The sequence below is a fragment of the Streptosporangium sp. LJ11 genome, from assembly GCF_051918945.1.
Taxonomy (GTDB): Bacteria; Actinomycetota; Actinomycetes; order Streptosporangiales; family Streptosporangiaceae; genus Streptosporangium.
Map to the genome: position 1 here is coordinate 121,477 of NZ_JBPXMB010000010.1, position 14,725 is coordinate 136,201.

The 14,725-nt window shown below is 69.1% G+C and carries 13 protein-coding genes; 7 read left to right on the plus strand and 6 right to left on the minus strand.

Annotated features, from left to right (window positions below):
* Positions 1-142 precede the first annotated feature (142 nt).
* The 3 genes from ACTOQ3_RS16790 to ACTOQ3_RS16800 all read left to right on the plus strand — a co-directional run bounded on the left by ACTOQ3_RS16790 (position 143) and on the right by ACTOQ3_RS16800 (position 2,672).
* Entirely contained in the window at positions 143-730 is a 588-nt protein-coding gene (locus ACTOQ3_RS16790; RefSeq protein ID WP_440084312.1) for an NADPH-dependent FMN reductase, read from the plus strand.
* Positions 731-804: 74 nt separating this feature from the next.
* Complete coding sequence (locus tag ACTOQ3_RS16795; RefSeq protein WP_440084313.1) at positions 805-1,374, plus strand: dihydrofolate reductase family protein; 570 nt, start codon at positions 805-807, stop codon at positions 1,372-1,374.
* A gap of 275 nt (positions 1,375-1,649) precedes the next feature.
* Entirely contained in the window at positions 1,650-2,672 is a 1,023-nt protein-coding gene (locus ACTOQ3_RS16800) for a beta-propeller fold lactonase family protein (RefSeq protein ID WP_440084314.1), read from the plus strand.
* A gap of 398 nt (positions 2,673-3,070) precedes the next feature.
* Here the strand turns inward: ACTOQ3_RS16800 and ACTOQ3_RS16805 are convergent, their stop codons facing one another.
* Entirely contained in the window at positions 3,071-4,132 is a 1,062-nt protein-coding gene (locus ACTOQ3_RS16805; protein ID WP_440084315.1) for a S1 family peptidase, read from the minus strand.
* A gap of 102 nt (positions 4,133-4,234) precedes the next feature.
* Between ACTOQ3_RS16805 and ACTOQ3_RS16810 the strand changes: the two genes are divergently transcribed.
* Positions 4,235-4,648: a hypothetical protein gene (locus ACTOQ3_RS16810; protein WP_440084316.1), complete on the plus strand. Its 414-nt coding sequence runs from the start codon at positions 4,235-4,237 to the stop codon at positions 4,646-4,648.
* A gap of 284 nt (positions 4,649-4,932) precedes the next feature.
* Here ACTOQ3_RS16810 and ACTOQ3_RS16815 read toward each other — a convergent pair whose 3' ends face one another.
* Positions 4,933-5,082, minus strand: a complete 150-nt coding sequence (locus tag ACTOQ3_RS16815; RefSeq protein WP_440084317.1) for a hypothetical protein — start codon at positions 5,080-5,082, stop codon at positions 4,933-4,935.
* Between the two features lie 129 nt (positions 5,083-5,211).
* Between ACTOQ3_RS16815 and ACTOQ3_RS16820 the strand changes: the two genes are divergently transcribed.
* Complete coding sequence (locus ACTOQ3_RS16820) at positions 5,212-6,765, plus strand: serine/threonine-protein kinase (protein WP_440084318.1); 1,554 nt, start codon at positions 5,212-5,214, stop codon at positions 6,763-6,765.
* A 93-nt stretch (positions 6,766-6,858) separates the two neighbouring features.
* The gene (locus ACTOQ3_RS16825; protein ID WP_440084319.1) at positions 6,859-7,575 is read left to right on the plus strand and encodes a maleylpyruvate isomerase N-terminal domain-containing protein; all 717 of its coding nucleotides are present in this window, start codon (positions 6,859-6,861) and stop codon (positions 7,573-7,575) included.
* A 69-nt stretch (positions 7,576-7,644) separates the two neighbouring features.
* Here ACTOQ3_RS16825 and ACTOQ3_RS16830 read toward each other — a convergent pair whose 3' ends face one another.
* The 4 genes from ACTOQ3_RS16830 to chvE form a co-directional block, all read right to left on the minus strand.
* A complete protein-coding gene (locus tag ACTOQ3_RS16830) occupies positions 7,645-8,736 on the minus strand; it encodes a TerC family protein (RefSeq protein ID WP_440084320.1) in 1,092 nt (363 codons plus the stop codon).
* Between the two features lie 162 nt (positions 8,737-8,898).
* On the minus strand, positions 8,899-10,185 hold the full coding sequence (gene mmsB, locus ACTOQ3_RS16835) for a multiple monosaccharide ABC transporter permease (protein ID WP_440084321.1): 1,287 nt from the start codon (positions 10,183-10,185) through the stop codon (positions 8,899-8,901).
* Between the two features lie 8 nt (positions 10,186-10,193).
* Entirely contained in the window at positions 10,194-11,723 is a 1,530-nt protein-coding gene (mmsA, locus tag ACTOQ3_RS16840; RefSeq protein ID WP_440084322.1) for a multiple monosaccharide ABC transporter ATP-binding protein, read from the minus strand.
* A 99-nt stretch (positions 11,724-11,822) separates the two neighbouring features.
* On the minus strand, positions 11,823-12,959 hold the full coding sequence (chvE, locus tag ACTOQ3_RS16845) for a multiple monosaccharide ABC transporter substrate-binding protein (protein ID WP_440084323.1): 1,137 nt from the start codon (positions 12,957-12,959) through the stop codon (positions 11,823-11,825).
* Positions 12,960-13,559: 600 nt separating this feature from the next.
* Here chvE and ACTOQ3_RS16850 point away from each other — a divergent pair.
* On the plus strand, positions 13,560-14,549 hold the full coding sequence (locus tag ACTOQ3_RS16850) for a LacI family DNA-binding transcriptional regulator (protein WP_440084438.1): 990 nt from the start codon (positions 13,560-13,562) through the stop codon (positions 14,547-14,549).
* The last annotated feature ends 176 nt before the right edge of the window (positions 14,550-14,725 follow it).

Below are 14,725 nucleotides of genomic sequence, written 5' to 3' on the forward strand. Positions count from 1 at the left end.
GATAACGTCGTGCGCTCGTCGTCATTACCGCGGATTCTCGCGCTCCCCGGTCCGGCCGTAAAACGACGGGAGCTTTTCCGTAAGAGGGGTGCGGCATCGTGGAACACGTCGAACCGGAGACGGACGCGAGGGAGGTACGGAGATGTCGCAGGACGACCGGCTGCGGCTGGCGGTCATCATCGGGAGCACCCGCGACGGCCGGTTCGGGCCCACCGTGGCGGGCTGGTTCACCGCCCGGGCCCGCAGGCGCGGCGATCTGGACGTCGACCTGATCGACCTGGCCGAGACCGGCCTGCCGCAGACCCTCAACGACCAGGAGGGGCCCGTCCCCGCCGAGGTGGCCGCCCTGGCACCGAGGCTGGCGGCCGCCGACGCCTTCGTCGTGGTCACCCCCGAGTACAACCGGAGCTTCCCGGCTCCGCTGAAGACCGCCATCGACTGGTACTACGAGGAGTGGCAGGCCAAGCCCGTCGCCTTCGTCGCCTACGGCAGGGACTCCGGCGGCCTGCACGCGGTCGACCAGCTCCGCCAGGTCTTCACCGAACTGCACGCCGTGGCCATCCGCGACGCCGTCACCCTTCCCCGCTACTGGGATCTCTTCGCCGCCGACGGCACCTGGCCCAGGGCCGGCGCGGAGTGCAACACCGCGGTGCGGACCACACTCGACCGGCTGACCTGGTGGGCCCGCGCCCTGCGCGACGCCCGGGCCAGGAACCCGTACGTCACCTGAGTCCCTTCCCCGCCCTCATCCGGACCATCCGGCCCCATCAACCCTCGACCACCACGAACGACACGGAGAAAACCATGCGCAAGATCATCGCCATGACCCACACCACGCTCGACGGCTACATCGACAACCCCCACCTGTGGTCCATGCCGTACTCGAACGAGGAGTCGGGAGCGTACGCCATGGACCTCACGCTCGGCTGCGACGCCCTGCTGCTGGGACGGGTCACCTACGTGGGCATGGCCCAGGCGTGGCCCGGCATGAGCAACCCCTACGCCGACCACGTGAACCGCATCGAGAAGTACGTGGTCTCCTCGACCCTGGAGAAGGCCGAGTGGGAGAACTCGACCATCATCCACGGTGACGACCTCGTCACCAAGGTGACCGAACTGAAGGGGCGGCCCGGCGGGAACATCATGATCTGGGGCTGTGGCCGGCTCACCGACGAGCTCATGGAGAACGGCCTGCTCGACGAGTACCGGCTCATGGTCTCCCCGGTCATCCTCGGCGAGGGGCAGCGGCTGTTCCGCGGGGAGAACGTCAAGGCGACCCTGGAGCTCGTGGACAACACGACGTTCGGCACCGGCCTCGTCGCCCTCGCCTACCGCCCGGTGAACGCGGCGGGCGGCCAGGCGAACGACGGCTGAGCGGCACGGCCGGGGTCCCGGGAGCGCGCGCCGCTCCCGGGACCCCGTGTTCCCGGGGTGCCCATCGCCCCACGATCTCGTCGCCTCCGGGGCGGGCGCGGACCGCTGTCGCCGAATGATGAATCGATCAAATGCACGGCCGCAAGAATTCAAGTCAATGCGTCGTCTTCTCCGGGCAATGTGATGCGAGCGTAGAACGGAACCCTGTTGTCTCGATGGAGGTTCCTGTGCTGTGGCGTTGGATGAGACACGCGATCGAGAACGACCCTCGAAAATTGTTCAGCCGACCCCCGGGGCGCGGGCGGTCCGTCCGTTCGCCCACGGCCGCGGTGGCCGTCGTGGCAGGGCTGGCGGTATGGGCGGCCACGGCCGTTCCGGTCGCGGCGACCGCGCAGCTTCAGAGGTTCGTCTATGTGGTCAACACGCAGTCGGACAGCGTGACGGTGATCGACGGCGCGACGAACGAGGTCACCGCCACCATCCCCGTCGGTCGCAATCCTCTCGAGGTGGCGATCTCCCCCAATGGCGCGCGCGCCTATGTGACCAGCCAGGGATCGGACACCGTTTCGGTGATCGACACCGCGACCGACAAAGTCATCGCCACCATCCCCGTCGAGGACCACCCGATGGGGGTCACGGTCTCCCCTCGCGGAACCCGTGTTTATGTGACCAACACGTGGTTGGGCGCCGTGATGGTGATCAACAGCGCGACCAACAAGGTCATCGCCACCGTCCCCGTCGGCCGGAATCCCTTCAGGATCGCGGTTATCCCCGACAGGGCCCGCGCCTATGTGACCAACCAGGGGTCCGGCACCGTGTCGGTGCTCGACACCGTGACCAACAAGGTCACCGCCACCATCCCCGTCGGAGACGGGCCTTTCGGGATGGCGGTCGTCCCCGGCAGGGCCCGCGCCTATGTGACCAACCAGGGGTCCGGCACCGTGTCGGTGCTCGACACCAGGACCGACAAGGTCACCGCCACCATCCCCGTCGGCCGGAATCCCTTCAGGGTCGCGGTCGCCTCCAGCCGCGCCCGTGCCTATGTGACCGATCTGAGTGCGGGCGTCGTGTCGGTGATCGACATCAGGACCGACAAGGTCACCGCCACCATCCCCGTCGGAGAAAGACCTTTCGGGATCGCGACCTCCACCGACGGCGCCCGCGCCTACGTGACCGATCTGAGTACGGGCGTCGTGTCGGTGATCGACACCATGACCGACAAGGTCACCGCCACCATCCCCGTCGGAGACGGGCCTTTCGGGGTCGCGACCGGATTCCGCCGGGTCCCGCGATCCTGATGACGGACGAGGTGAGCCGCCGGGAGCGATGCCGCCGGTCGCCGCACAGCCGATCACCCGTCTCTCGACGATCCGCTTCCCGCGGGCGGAGAGCTGTTTCCCCGGCCACGCTCTGACATGCCGCGCACGGCCGTCGCGGCCGGCACCGGAGGGCACCGGCTCCGGCGGGACGCGAGCCTTCCGGGAGCCGGTCCGGCGGCGAGTGCGACGCGAGCGCCCCCTCCCGCGGCCTCGAAGATCAGGACTGCGGGAGGGAGCGCTCATGGCCTCGAGGATCAGGGCTGTGGACCACGATCGCCTTCACCGGTCCAGTACGTCGGGATGCCACCCTGATCTCAGCTGTTTGACACAGAAAAGCGCTGTTTTTCCATGCGATCCCTGACTTTTCGCGATACGGGTTATCGCACGTTGTATGCCAGCGTATAGAGGCCGGAGCCACCGGAGGCGAACACGCGGTAGCGGTAGAAGCCGGCCGCGCCGGTGTACGTGATCTTCTCGTTGGGGGTCGATCCCTCGGAGGCGGCGACGGTGCCCCAACTCCGGCCGTTCCACTTCTGCAGGTAGAGGTCGAAGTCGGTGGTGTCGTTGGCGTTCAGGCAACCGGAGTGGACGGCGCCGGCGGTCGAGCGGTAGTAACGGCCGTTCGGCTGATAGGCGGACCTGTTCTCGCTCAGCGTGCCTTTGAAGGTGTTCGAGTAGCCGGTACAGATGTTCGCCCCCGCGTTCGGCGGGGCGGGTGAGGTGGGTGGGGTGGGTGAGGTGGGTGGGGTGGGTGAGGTGGGTGGGGTGGACGGGGTGACGGTGGTCAGCAGGGACAGACCGTAGGCGGCGAGGATCTCGCCGATCGGCTGGAAGTAGGTCACGCCACCCGAGGTGCAGTCCCCGGAGCCACCGGAGGTGACCCCCTGAGCCTGGTCGATGGAGATGAACGAGCCGCCGGAGTCGCCGGGCTCGGCACACACATTGGTCCGGGTCACCCCGGAGACGGTTCCCTGGGGGTAGGTGACGCTGGTGTAGAGCTGCTGGATGGTCCCGCAGTGCCAGCCGGTGGTCGAGCCGGACCGGCAGACCGAGGCTCCCTCGATGGCCGCCCTGGAACCGGAGACGCTCACCGTGCTGTTCGAGCCGTTGTCCACCGATGGTTTGAGGGTCCAGTTGTCGTTCACCGCGACCCAGGCGAAGTCCTTGCCCGGGAAGGTCGACCCCTGGAAGACCCCCAGCGGCGCCCGGTTGAAGCCGGTGGTGGCCTGCCCCTGGTTGCCGCAGTGGCCGGCGCTGACGAAGCCCTTCTGGGTCCCCTTGGTCACGGAGAACCCGACCGAGCAGCGGGACCCGACACCGACGTAGTAGGGGCTGCCGCCGAGCACGTCGTCAAGAAGCCGAGGGTTCTCGCCGGAGTGCACCGCCTGCACGACGCTCGTGCTCACACCGCTGGCCGCTATCTCATTCTCGGTGACCAAAGGATCCGAGGTAAGGATGACAATTCTGTTGCTCTTTGTATCGATATAACGCACTTTTTCATCGGCCGTGGACATCGCCGTGTTGGTTTTGTGCAGGGCCGCGTGAAGCTGCGAAAGCGACCGGGTGACCACCTCGCCCTGGGCGCCCTCGGCAATGATCTGAGGAAGATCGGCGGGATCGGTGGTGGCCACGGTAAGGATCTGCGCGTTGGTTCCGGCGAACCAGGAACCGCCGAAACGGTTACCGAGCCTTTTGCGGAGCCGCGCTTCGATCGGTGCCAGACGGGCTTCGTTGATCAGCCGGGCCCGGGCCTGCTCCTTGGTGATATGCAGATCGCGCTGAAGAGCCTCGACCATGCCCGGTGGTGGCAGTACCACGGCTGCGGGGTCTTCCGTCAAGGGCTGGGCGGCACTTGGAACGGCTGTCAGGGGAAGGGCGGTGATCGCCAGGACACATCCCATTATGGCGGTATGTCTGCGGGGCATCGGTCTCTCCTCGACCTCGGTTTCCGATAAGAGGGGGGAGAGTGCCTCGATCATGCGATGTGGGCAACGCCACCTTAATCCAACCGATGCCGGTCAGCGCCGTATAAGCCACAACCACGCGGAAGTGTCTATTTGTGAAGCCGGATTTTTCGGGACAGGCGGCTTATGGGATTAAACAATACGGCGAAATGAGATGAGAAGTGTTCGGTGAGCGTTTCCAAGCGCGGCCGGCGGTCAAGTGCCGAATACGGCCGTTGCCGGAAGTGGTCACGCGTCCCACCCCGGGTCCCGTAGCCGGCCACCGTGATCGGCTGTCACGGCGAGGCCGTGGTCGGTCGGGCGGTGTTCGACCGCCACCGCACCGGCTCGGCCGTCCGGGCGATCCGCGACGCCGCCCGCGCGATCACGATCGAGCCGCCCTGGGAGGCGGAGCGGACACAGGGCACCAGGCCGGGATCAACCACGGCCCAACCAGATCCAGCGGGACAGGGAGCCCCGGTTCGGAAGGGGTTTTTGATGTACATCCATGGGGTGGAGAGTCCCCTCATATAGTTGTGGGCCAATTGTCGGACTAGGAATTAATGGCGGGGATCGTGGGGGTTTGGGAGGGGACGGCGACCGTGCTCGCCGGCCGGTACCGGCTGGACGAGCCGATCGGCCGCGGCGGCACGGGCGAGGTCTGGCGCGGTTACGACCTGCGGCCGGGCTGGGCGGTGGCGGTCAAGATCCTGGCACCGGCGGTGGCCGACGCCGCGACGCGTGAGCGGTTCGCCCGGGAGGCGAGGACCGCCGCGCGCGTCGTCCATCCCAACGTGGTGACGGTGCTCGACACGGGCGAGCACGAGGGCCGCCCGTACCTGGTGATGGAGTTGCTGACCGGCAGGGACCTCGCCGCCGAGCTGGCCGGGCGGGGACCGCTGAGCGTGTCCGAGACGTGCCACCTGGCCGGGCAGGCCGCGCTCGGGCTGGACGCCGCGCACCGGGCCGGGGTCGTGCACCGCGACGTCAAGCCCGCGAACCTGCACCTGGGCGCGGCCGGCGCGCTCAAGGTCGTCGACTTCGGTACCGCCAGGGTCGCGACCGAGGCCGCGATGCGGCTGACCTCGGCGGGAAGCGTCATCGGCACGGCCGCCTACCTGTCTCCCGAGCAGATCCTCGGTGAGCCGGGAAACGCGGCCTCCGACATGTACGCGCTCGGCTGCGTCTGTTACGAGCTGCTGTGCGGGCGGCCCCCGTTCGCCGGCCCGGCCACGGAGGTGATCTCCCAGCACGTCCGCGACCGGCCGGACCCGCTCAGGCGGTACCGGCCCGACGTACCGGCGGAGCTGGAGAGGCTCGTCCTGGCCCTGCTGGAGAAGGATCCCGGCGCGCGGCCGACCGGGGGAGAGGTGGTCCGCCGGCTCGCCGCGACGGCCCGTCACGTGCCGGCCGCCCGCGACATCGCACCGCCGCCGCCGATGCCGACGTCCACGTACGAAACCGTGCCGCCGGCGGCCACGCCGGGACCGGTACCCACGTCGGCGTCCGTGTCCGCGTTTGTGTCCGGCGCCCTCTCCGCGCTCACGCGGGGGCGGTCGCCCGGACGGTCCGTCGCGATCGCGCTGGGCGTGGTGGCCGTGCCGGTGGCGGCGGCTCTCTGGGCACTGGTGCCATCGGACCCGGCGCGGCAGGCCGGCACGGCGGCACCGTCCGCGATCGCCGCGGTGGCGCCGTCCTCGGCACCGCCCGCGTCGCCGCCCCCCACACCGGCCGTCTCGCCGAGCGCGTCCGCGGCGCCGTCCCCGGCACCGGTGCGGCCGGCGGCGCGGGACTGGCAGGAACTCCTGCCGGCCTTCCACCGGGCGGTCACCGACCAGGAACGCGAGGGGAGGATCGACCGCAGGGTGGCCCGCGAGATCCGCGAGAGGATCGTCAAAGTGGCCCGTGCCCTCCAGAAGGGCGAGAACGAGAAGGCGCGTGACGAGCTGCGCAAGCTCGGCCGGGACCTGTCCGAGGCGCGGCGGAGGGGCAGGCTCGCCTCCGACGGGCCGCTCATCACCTTCCTGCGCGACTCCGGCTTCGTCTTCCAGCCGGACGACCGGGATCGCGAACCCCCTCGTCACCACTCCGAGGGAGACGACGAGGAGGACGGTGACGATGACGACTAGCTGGGACGCGGGCCGGTCGCCTCACGGCACGCGGCCACCGCCGGCCGGCGGCTCGCCGGGGGACGGCCGCCGTTCTCGGGGTACGGCTGAGGCATGACCAACGAAGCGAAGGACCCCCTGGTGGGGCTCGACCCGTTCGACCTGTTCGACGCCGAGGCGGAACGTCTCGACCGCTACTTCCCGGGACTCGGCGCGGAGGGCTGGGACCGCCCCTCGCGGGCGGCCGGCTGGTCGGTCCGGGACGTGCTCGGGCACCTGGCGGGAGAGGAGCTGTACAACCACGCCTGCCTGGACGACGACATCGACGGTTTCACCGCGATGCTCCGGCGTGAGGGCGTGGACGGTGGTTTCGACGGTTTCAACGAGTGGTGCGTGCGGAACCGCCGCGGCGTTCCCGTCGAGGAGGTGCTCCAGGAGTGGCGGCGCGAGAACGGGGACACGCGCGAGCGGATGCGCGCGCTCGGCCACGACGCCTCGCTGCGGACCTTCGCCGGGCCGTACCCGGTGGGGCTGCAGGCCTTCCACTACGCCTCCGAGTACGCCACCCACGCCGACGACGTCGGCGCGCCGGTCACGGAGGACGAGGCGGAGGAGCGGGCCTGGTGGCGGGCTCGGGTGGGTGCGTTCGTGCTCGCCGAGCAGGACTCGAAGGCCGAGGTCGAGCTGACCGCCGACGGGGTCTGGGTGCACGCGTACGGGGCGAGCGAGCTGCTGCCGGCCCCGGTGTTCGTGGAGGCGACGGTCGGCCGCCTGCCGGACGGCCATCCCCTCGACCGCAGGCTCAAGGCCGCCCTGCGCTGCCTGGCCTGAGCGGGGCCGCCCGTCCGGGCGGCTCCCCGCCGTGCTCTTGTCCGGGGCGGCTCCCCGCCGCCCTCTCGCTCAGTCGCCGGTGGATCCTCGCCCGCCGGAACGGCCCTCCTGGCCCTGACCCTGGCCCTGGCCCTGGCCGCCGCCCTCGCCCTCGCCCCGGCCCCTCTTCCCGTCCTTGCGGCGCATCCGGTGCAGGGTGCCCGCGTGCGCGCGCTCCTCCGGGTGGCTGCGCACCCTCCGCAGGCTGGTGATGACGGTGACCAGCAGCACCAGGAAGATGACTCCGAGGGAGACCGGGGTCGGGACCTCGGGGAAGGACTTCGAGACGTCCTCGTGCAGGAACGACAGGATGAGCTTGAGGCCGATGAAGCCGAGGATGACCGCCAGGCCGATCGACAGGTAGACCAGGCGTTCCAGCAGGCCCTCGATCAGGAAGTACAGGGCACGCAGCCCCAGCAGCGCGAAGGCGTTGGCGGCGAAGACGATGAGCGGATGCTTGGTGACGCCGAAGACGGCGGGAATGGAGTCGAGGGCGAACAGCAGGTCGGTGCTCCCGATGGCGAGGAAGACCACGAACAGCGGGGTGACCACCCGCCTGCCGTCCTCGTGGGCGACGAGCTTGCCGCCGTGCATGTCGTCGCTGACCGGGAGCACCTTGCCCGCGCGCCGGATCAGCGGGTTGTTCTCGACGTCGGGGTCCTGGTTCCGGTGCCGGATGAGCTGGACCGCCGTCCAGATCAGCAGCAGGCCGAAGATCAGGAACGTGAAGGAGAAGAGGGCGATCGCCGCCGCGCCGACCGCGATGAGGACGGCGCGCAGCACCAGGGCGGTGGCGATGCCGAAGAGCAGCACCTTCTGCTGGTGCTCCTCGGGTACCGAGAACCGCGCCATGATGATGACGAAGACGAAGAGGTTGTCGACGGAGAGGCTCTTCTCCACCATCCATCCGGCGAAGTACTCCGTCGCCAGTCCCGGCCCGGCCAGCCACCACAGGACCAGGCCGAAGGCGATGGCCACGCCGATGTAGAAGACCGTCCAGGCGGTGGCCTCGCGCATGCCCACGGCGTGCGGCCGGCGCGCCGCCACCACGAAGTCGAGGGCGAGCAGCACCACCACCAGCGCGATGACCGCGATCCACATGCCCACCGAGTCGATCGCCATCCGCGTCCTCTCTCACCGCCCGAGATCACTCGCTTTACCCGGGGCGAGGACCTCCACACCCGGTGACCACCGAAGGGATCCACGGCCACCGACGGGTCCGCCCCCTGCCCGCCGGGGTGTCCGGCGGGCAGGGGGCGGAGGGGACGAATCCGGTGGGACGGGTCAGCGGGCCGCGCCCGCGCGGCGCTTGGTCCACACGTCGAGGGCGACGGCGGCGAGCAGGACCAGGCCCTTGAAGAGCAGGACCTGCTCGCTGGGCGCGCCGATCAGGGACATGCCGTTGTTGATCACGGCCATGATGAGACCGCCGGTGAGCGCGCCGACCACCTTGCCGACGCCGCCCTGGACGGCGGCGCCGCCGATGAACGCGGCCGCGATGGCGTCCAGCTCGAAGCTGTTGCCCGCCGTCGGCCCCGCCTGGTTCAGCCGCCCGGCGAAGATGATCCCGGCGACCGCGGAGAGCACGCCCATGTTGACGAAGAGCCAGAACGTGACGGACTTGACCTTGATGCCCGACAGGCTCGCCGCGTGCAGGTTGCCGCCGATGGCGTAGATGTGGCGGCCGAAGACGGCGCGGTTGGTCATGAGCGTGTAGCCCAGGACGAGGATCGCGAGGAGCACCAGCACCCAGGGCAGGTTCTTGAACCTGGCCAGCTGCACGATGATGACCATCACCACCGCGGAGGCGGCAGCGATCTTCAGGAAGAACAGCGGCAGCGCGTCGACCTTCTGCCGGTAGCCCAGCCGCGCCTGGCGGGCCCGCCACTGCGTGCCGGCGATCCCGGCCACCGCGGCCAGGCCGATGAGCAGCGTCAGCACGTCGGCGCCGCCGAGCGGGCCGAGGCCGATGTTGCCGAAGAAGCCGGGCACGAAACCGTTGGCGATGGTCCGCACCTCGTCGGGGAAGGGACCGATGCCCTGGTTGCCGAGCACGGTAAGGGTGAGCGCCCTGAAGATCAGCATTCCGGCCAGGGTCACGATGAACGCCGGGATGCCGAAGTAGGCGATCCAGTAACCCTGCCAGGCCCCGATCAGCGCGCCGACGATCAGCGTGACGAGGAGGGCCAGCGGCCAGGCCACGTCCATGTCGACCATCAGCACGGCCGCTATCGCGCCCGTGACCGCGACCACCGAGCCCACCGACAGGTCGATGTGCCCGGCGATGATGATCAGGATCATGCCGATCGCGAGAATCAGGATGTAGGAGTTCTGCACCATGATGTTCGAGATGTTCTGCGGGCTGAGCAGCCTGCCGTCGGTCAGGACGGAGAACAGCACGATGACCAGTGCGAAGGCGATGTAGATGCCGCTCTGCCGCAGGTTGAAGGAGAAACGGCCCCCCGGCGCCTTCGCGGGCACCGCCAGGAGGTCGCCGCCGCCCGGTGGCGGTGCTCCGGTCTTTCCTGCGGGTTCGGCGACTCCGTGCGCCGGGACCTGGCCGCTGCTCATCGTGCTCCCTACTCCTTTTCCTTGGTCATGAACTGCATGAGCCGCTCCGGGGTGGCCTCCGCCCGGGGGACCTCACCGGTGATGCGACCGGCCGACATGGCGTAGATGCGGTCGCACACGCCGAGCAGCTCGGGAAGCTCCGAGGAGATGACCAAGATGGCCTTGCCCTGGTCGGCGAGCTGGTTGATGATCGAGTAGATCTCGTACTTGGCACCCACGTCGATGCCCCGGGTGGGCTCGTCGAGGATCAGCACGTCCGCGTCGGTGAAGATCCACTTCGACAGCACCACCTTCTGCTGGTTGCCGCCGCTGAGCTTCCCGGTGACCGACAGCACGCTGGGAGCCTTGATGTTCATGCTCTCGCGGAAGCCGTCGGCGACCTGGTACTCCTTGTTGTCGTCGACCCAGCCGCGCTTCGCCAGCTTCCCCAGCGCCGCGGCCGAGACGTTCCGCTTGATGTCCTCGATCAGGTTGAGCCCGTACCGCTTGCGGTCCTCGGTGGCGTACGCGATGCCGTGGTCGATCGCCTCGCCGACCGTGCGGAGCTGGATCTCCCGCCCGTCCTTGTAGACGCGGCCGGAGATGCCGACCCCGTAGCTGCGGCCGAACACGCTCATCGCCAGCTCGGTGCGCCCGGCGCCCATCAGGCCGGCCAGGCCGACGATCTCGCCGCGGCGCAGCGTCAGGTTGGCGCCGGAGACGACGGCGCGGCCGTGCTGGCTCGGGCTGTGCACGGTCCAGTCCTCGATCCGCAGCGCCTCCTCGCCGATCTTCGGCTCGTGCGGCGGGTAGCGGTTCTCGAGGTCGCGGCCGACCATGCCCGAGATGATGCGGTCCTCGGAGACCTGGTCGTTCCTCATGTCCAGGGTCTCGATCGTCCGGCCGTCGCGCAGGATCGTGGTCGAGTCGGCGATGGCCCGGATCTCGTTCAGCTTGTGGGAGATGATCACCGAGGTGATGCCCTCCTCGCGCAGCCCGCGCAGCAGGTCGAGCAGGTGCGCGGAGTCCTCGTCGTTGAGCGACGCGGTCGGCTCGTCGAGGATGAGCAGCCTGACCTTCTTGGAGAGCGCCTTCGCGATCTCCACCAGCTGCTGCTTGCCCACCCCGATGTCCATCGAGGCCGTCACCGGGTTCTCCCGCAGCCCGACCCGCTCCAGCAGCTCGGCGGCCTCGGCGTTCGTCCGGTTCCAGTCGATCAGGCCGCGGCTGGTCCGCTCGTTGCCGAGGAAGATGTTCTCGGCGATCGACAGGTACGGGCTGAGCGCCAGCTCCTGGTGAATGATCACGATGCCGCGCTTCTCGCTGTCCCTGATGTCGGAGAAGCGGCACGGTTCGCCGTCGAAGAGGATCTCGCCGTCGTACGAGCCGTGCGGGTACACGCCGGACAGCACCTTCATCAGCGTCGACTTACCGGCGCCGTTCTCCCCGCAGATCGCGTGTATCTCGCCTCGCCGTACCACCAGGTTGACGTCCTGCAGGGCTTTGACGCCCGGGAACGTCTTGGTGATGCCACGCATCCGAAGTATGTCGTCGGTCATGCCGTCCGCCTCCGCACTGCCTTTCCGCTCCGTGGGCACCGGGCCGGCGGCGGCTGGGACGCCGCCGGCCCGGTGTCATCCGTCATGACACCGACACCGCTACTTGAGCTGGTCCTCGGTGTAGTAGCCGGAGTCGACGAGGACCTTCTTGTAGTTGTCCTTGTACACGATCACGGGGTCGAGCAGGTTCGACGGGACGACCTTCTCGCCGTTGTCGTAGTCCTTGGTGTTGTTCACCTCGGGCTTGCCGCCCTTGAGCACGGCGTCGGCCATCTCGACGGTGACGGCGGCCAGCTCGCGGGTGTCCTTGTAGATCGTCGCGTACTGCTCGCCCGCGATGATCGACTTGACCGAGGCGGCCTCGGCGTCCTGGCCGGTCACGACCGGGTACGGCTGGTCGGCGGTGCCGTAGCCGCTGCTCTTCAGCGCCGACAGGATGCCGATGGACAGGCCGTCGTACGGGGAGAGGACGCCCTGGACCTTGGTGTTGCCGGAGTAGGCCTTGGTGATCAGGTCCTCCATGCGCTTCTGCGCGGTGGCCGGGTCCCAGCGCAGGATCGCGACGGTCTTGAAGTCGGTCTCGCCGCTCTTGACGACGAGGGTCTTCTTGTCGATGTACGGCTTCAGGGTGTCCATCGCGCCGTTGTAGAAGAAGGTGGCGTTGTTGTCGTCCGGGGAGCCGGCGAAGATCTCGATGTTGAACGGGCCCTTGGCGTCGCCCTCGGAGCCGTCCTCCTTCTTCAGCCCCAGGCCGACCAGCAGCGAGGTCGCCTGCTGCACGCCCACCTTGTAGTTGTCGAAGGTGGCGTAGTAGTCGACGTTCGGCGAGTTGCGGATGAGCCGGTCGTAGGCGATGACCGGGATCTTCTTGTCGGCCGCCTCCTGGAGCTGCGTGGTGATGGCGGTGCCGTCGATCGAGGCGATGATCAGCAGCTTGGCGCCACTGGTGATCTGGTTCTCGATCTGGTTGACCTGCGTGGGGATGTCGTTCTCCGCGTACTGCAGGTCGACCTTGTAGCCCAGCTTCTCCAGGGCGCTCTTGACGTTGTTGCCGTCGTGGATCCAGCGCTCGGAGGACTTGGTGGGCATGGTGACGCCGACGAGGGTGTCGGCGGGTGCCGCGGAGGCCGCTCCCGACGCGCCCTGGTCGACGGTCTTGACGCTGGAGCCACAGGCCGTCACTCCCATGGCGAGAGCCAGGCTCACCGCGGCGGTGGCCAGCTTCGCGAACTTCATCGAATACCTCCAGTGTGGGAGCCCGTCCGGGCCCGGGGGCGGGCCGGGAGGGCGGTGGGACGCGGTGCGTCCCGGGAGTAGAGGGTGCCGTGGCGGCGCGTCCCGGCTTCCGGAGTGCCACCACCGGGGCGCGTCCCGTCCGAGCCGCGCTCACGGCGACACCGGAACGGGCCGGGACGCGGCCCGCTCCGGTGTCCGTGAGCGTGTTGGTGAACGTGACCGTGAGCGTCTTCACGGACGTCGTCGTGAGCCTCGCTGCGAGCGCTCACACCAGCGGCGTCAGACCGGGTGGTGGTCCGTCCGGCTGTGTGACGAGCTATCAAATGCCCGAGTCGGCCGACTGTCAACCCCCGGGCAGTCAGGAGTTCTCGCACCATGGAGACCTTCTCGCAGGAGATGTGAACGCTAACAAGAGAGTACGCGCCAGTTAAGGGCGTGATGACGGCAACGTCAAGTGGGCGTTAACGGATGATCTCTGAGTAATAAGAACGTAATCTCGGGGGTGCTTGACGAGAGGCATTGTTAGCGCTCACAGTCTGTCCCAAGCCATCCTGAAGGAGCCGACCCTTGAGCCCGAGTCTCGAACGACGTCCGCCGGTGATGGCGGACGTCGCCACGAGGGCCGGCGTGTCACACCAGACGGTCTCGCGCGTGCTCAACGATCATCCCAATGTCCGCGCCGAGACCCGGGCCCGGGTGCTGGAGGCGATCAACGAGCTCGGCTACCGGCGCAACATGGTCGCCCGCGCCCTGGTCACGAGACACACGCGCACCCTCGGGGTGGTCAGCTTCGACACGACCCTGTACGGGCCCGCGAGCACGGTCTACGGGATCGAGCAGGCGGCCAGGGCGGCAGGATACTTCGTCAGCATGGTCAGCCTCAAGACCATCGACACCGCGGGCGTGCGCGACGCGCTCGGCTACCTGGCCGAGCAGTCCGTCGACGGGATAGTGGTGGTCGCGCCGCAGCGCTCGGCCGCCCCGGCGCTGGCCGACGTGCCCACCGACGTCCCCGTCGTGGCCGTCGAGGGCAGCCACGCGGGTGATGTGTCGGTGGTCAGCGTCGACCAGGTCGAGGGCGCCCGCCTGGCCACCCGGCACCTGCTCGACCTCGGCCACGAGACCGTGTGGCACGTCGCCGGCCCGTCGGACTGGCTGGAGGCCGACGGGCGGATCGAGGGCTGGAGCGAGGTGCTGACCGCCGCGGGCCGTCCGATCCCCGAGCTGCTGTCCGGAGACTGGAGCCCGCGCTCCGGCTACGAGGCCGGGCTGCGCCTGGCGGCGACGCCGGGCGTCACCGCGGTCTTCGTCGCCAACGACCAGATGGCGCTCGGGGCGCTGCGGGCCTTCGCCGAGCTGGGCGTGCGGGTGCCCGAGCAGATCAGCCTCGTGGGGTTCGACGACATCCCCGAGTCCGAGTTCTTCACCCCGCCGCTCACCACGATCAGGCAGGACTTCGGGGCGGTCGGGAAGCACAGCATCGAGGTCCTGCTCAGGCAGATGGAGGCGGGAGCGGAATGGTCCCACGAGCGACACGTCGTCCCGCCGCGGTTCGTGGCCAGGGCCAGCACCGCGCCGTTCCGCCCCTGAGTCCGCGTACCGTGGTGATGCCGTGCCCGAGGTCGCGGCCGGGTTCGGGCGCCTTTCCCGGCTCGGGTCCGTGCCGTCCCGGCGTGCCGCGCCGCGCCTGAACCCCGCGGATCCGGCGCGGTCGTCCGTGCCGGACCCCCCGTACCGAGGTCCCAACGTCCCGATGTCCTGGAGAT

Excerpts from the sequence above, each read along its gene's own strand:
- ACTOQ3_RS16850 (WP_440084438.1), top strand. The coding sequence starts at position 13,560 with ATGGCGGACGTCGCCACGAGGGCCGGCGTGTCACACCAGACGGTCTCG.
- ACTOQ3_RS16790 (WP_440084312.1), top strand. The coding sequence starts at position 143 with ATGTCGCAGGACGACCGGCTGCGGCTGGCGGTCATCATCGGGAGCACC.
- mmsA (WP_440084322.1), bottom strand. The coding sequence starts at position 11,723 with ATGACCGACGACATACTTCGGATGCGTGGCATCACCAAGACGTTCCCG.
- ACTOQ3_RS16830 (WP_440084320.1), bottom strand. The coding sequence starts at position 8,736 with ATGGCGATCGACTCGGTGGGCATGTGGATCGCGGTCATCGCGCTGGTG.
- mmsB (WP_440084321.1), bottom strand. The coding sequence starts at position 10,185 with ATGAGCAGCGGCCAGGTCCCGGCGCACGGAGTCGCCGAACCCGCAGGA.
- chvE (WP_440084323.1), bottom strand. The coding sequence starts at position 12,959 with ATGAAGTTCGCGAAGCTGGCCACCGCCGCGGTGAGCCTGGCTCTCGCC.
- ACTOQ3_RS16825 (WP_440084319.1), top strand. The coding sequence starts at position 6,859 with ATGACCAACGAAGCGAAGGACCCCCTGGTGGGGCTCGACCCGTTCGAC.
- ACTOQ3_RS16795 (WP_440084313.1), top strand. The coding sequence starts at position 805 with ATGCGCAAGATCATCGCCATGACCCACACCACGCTCGACGGCTACATC.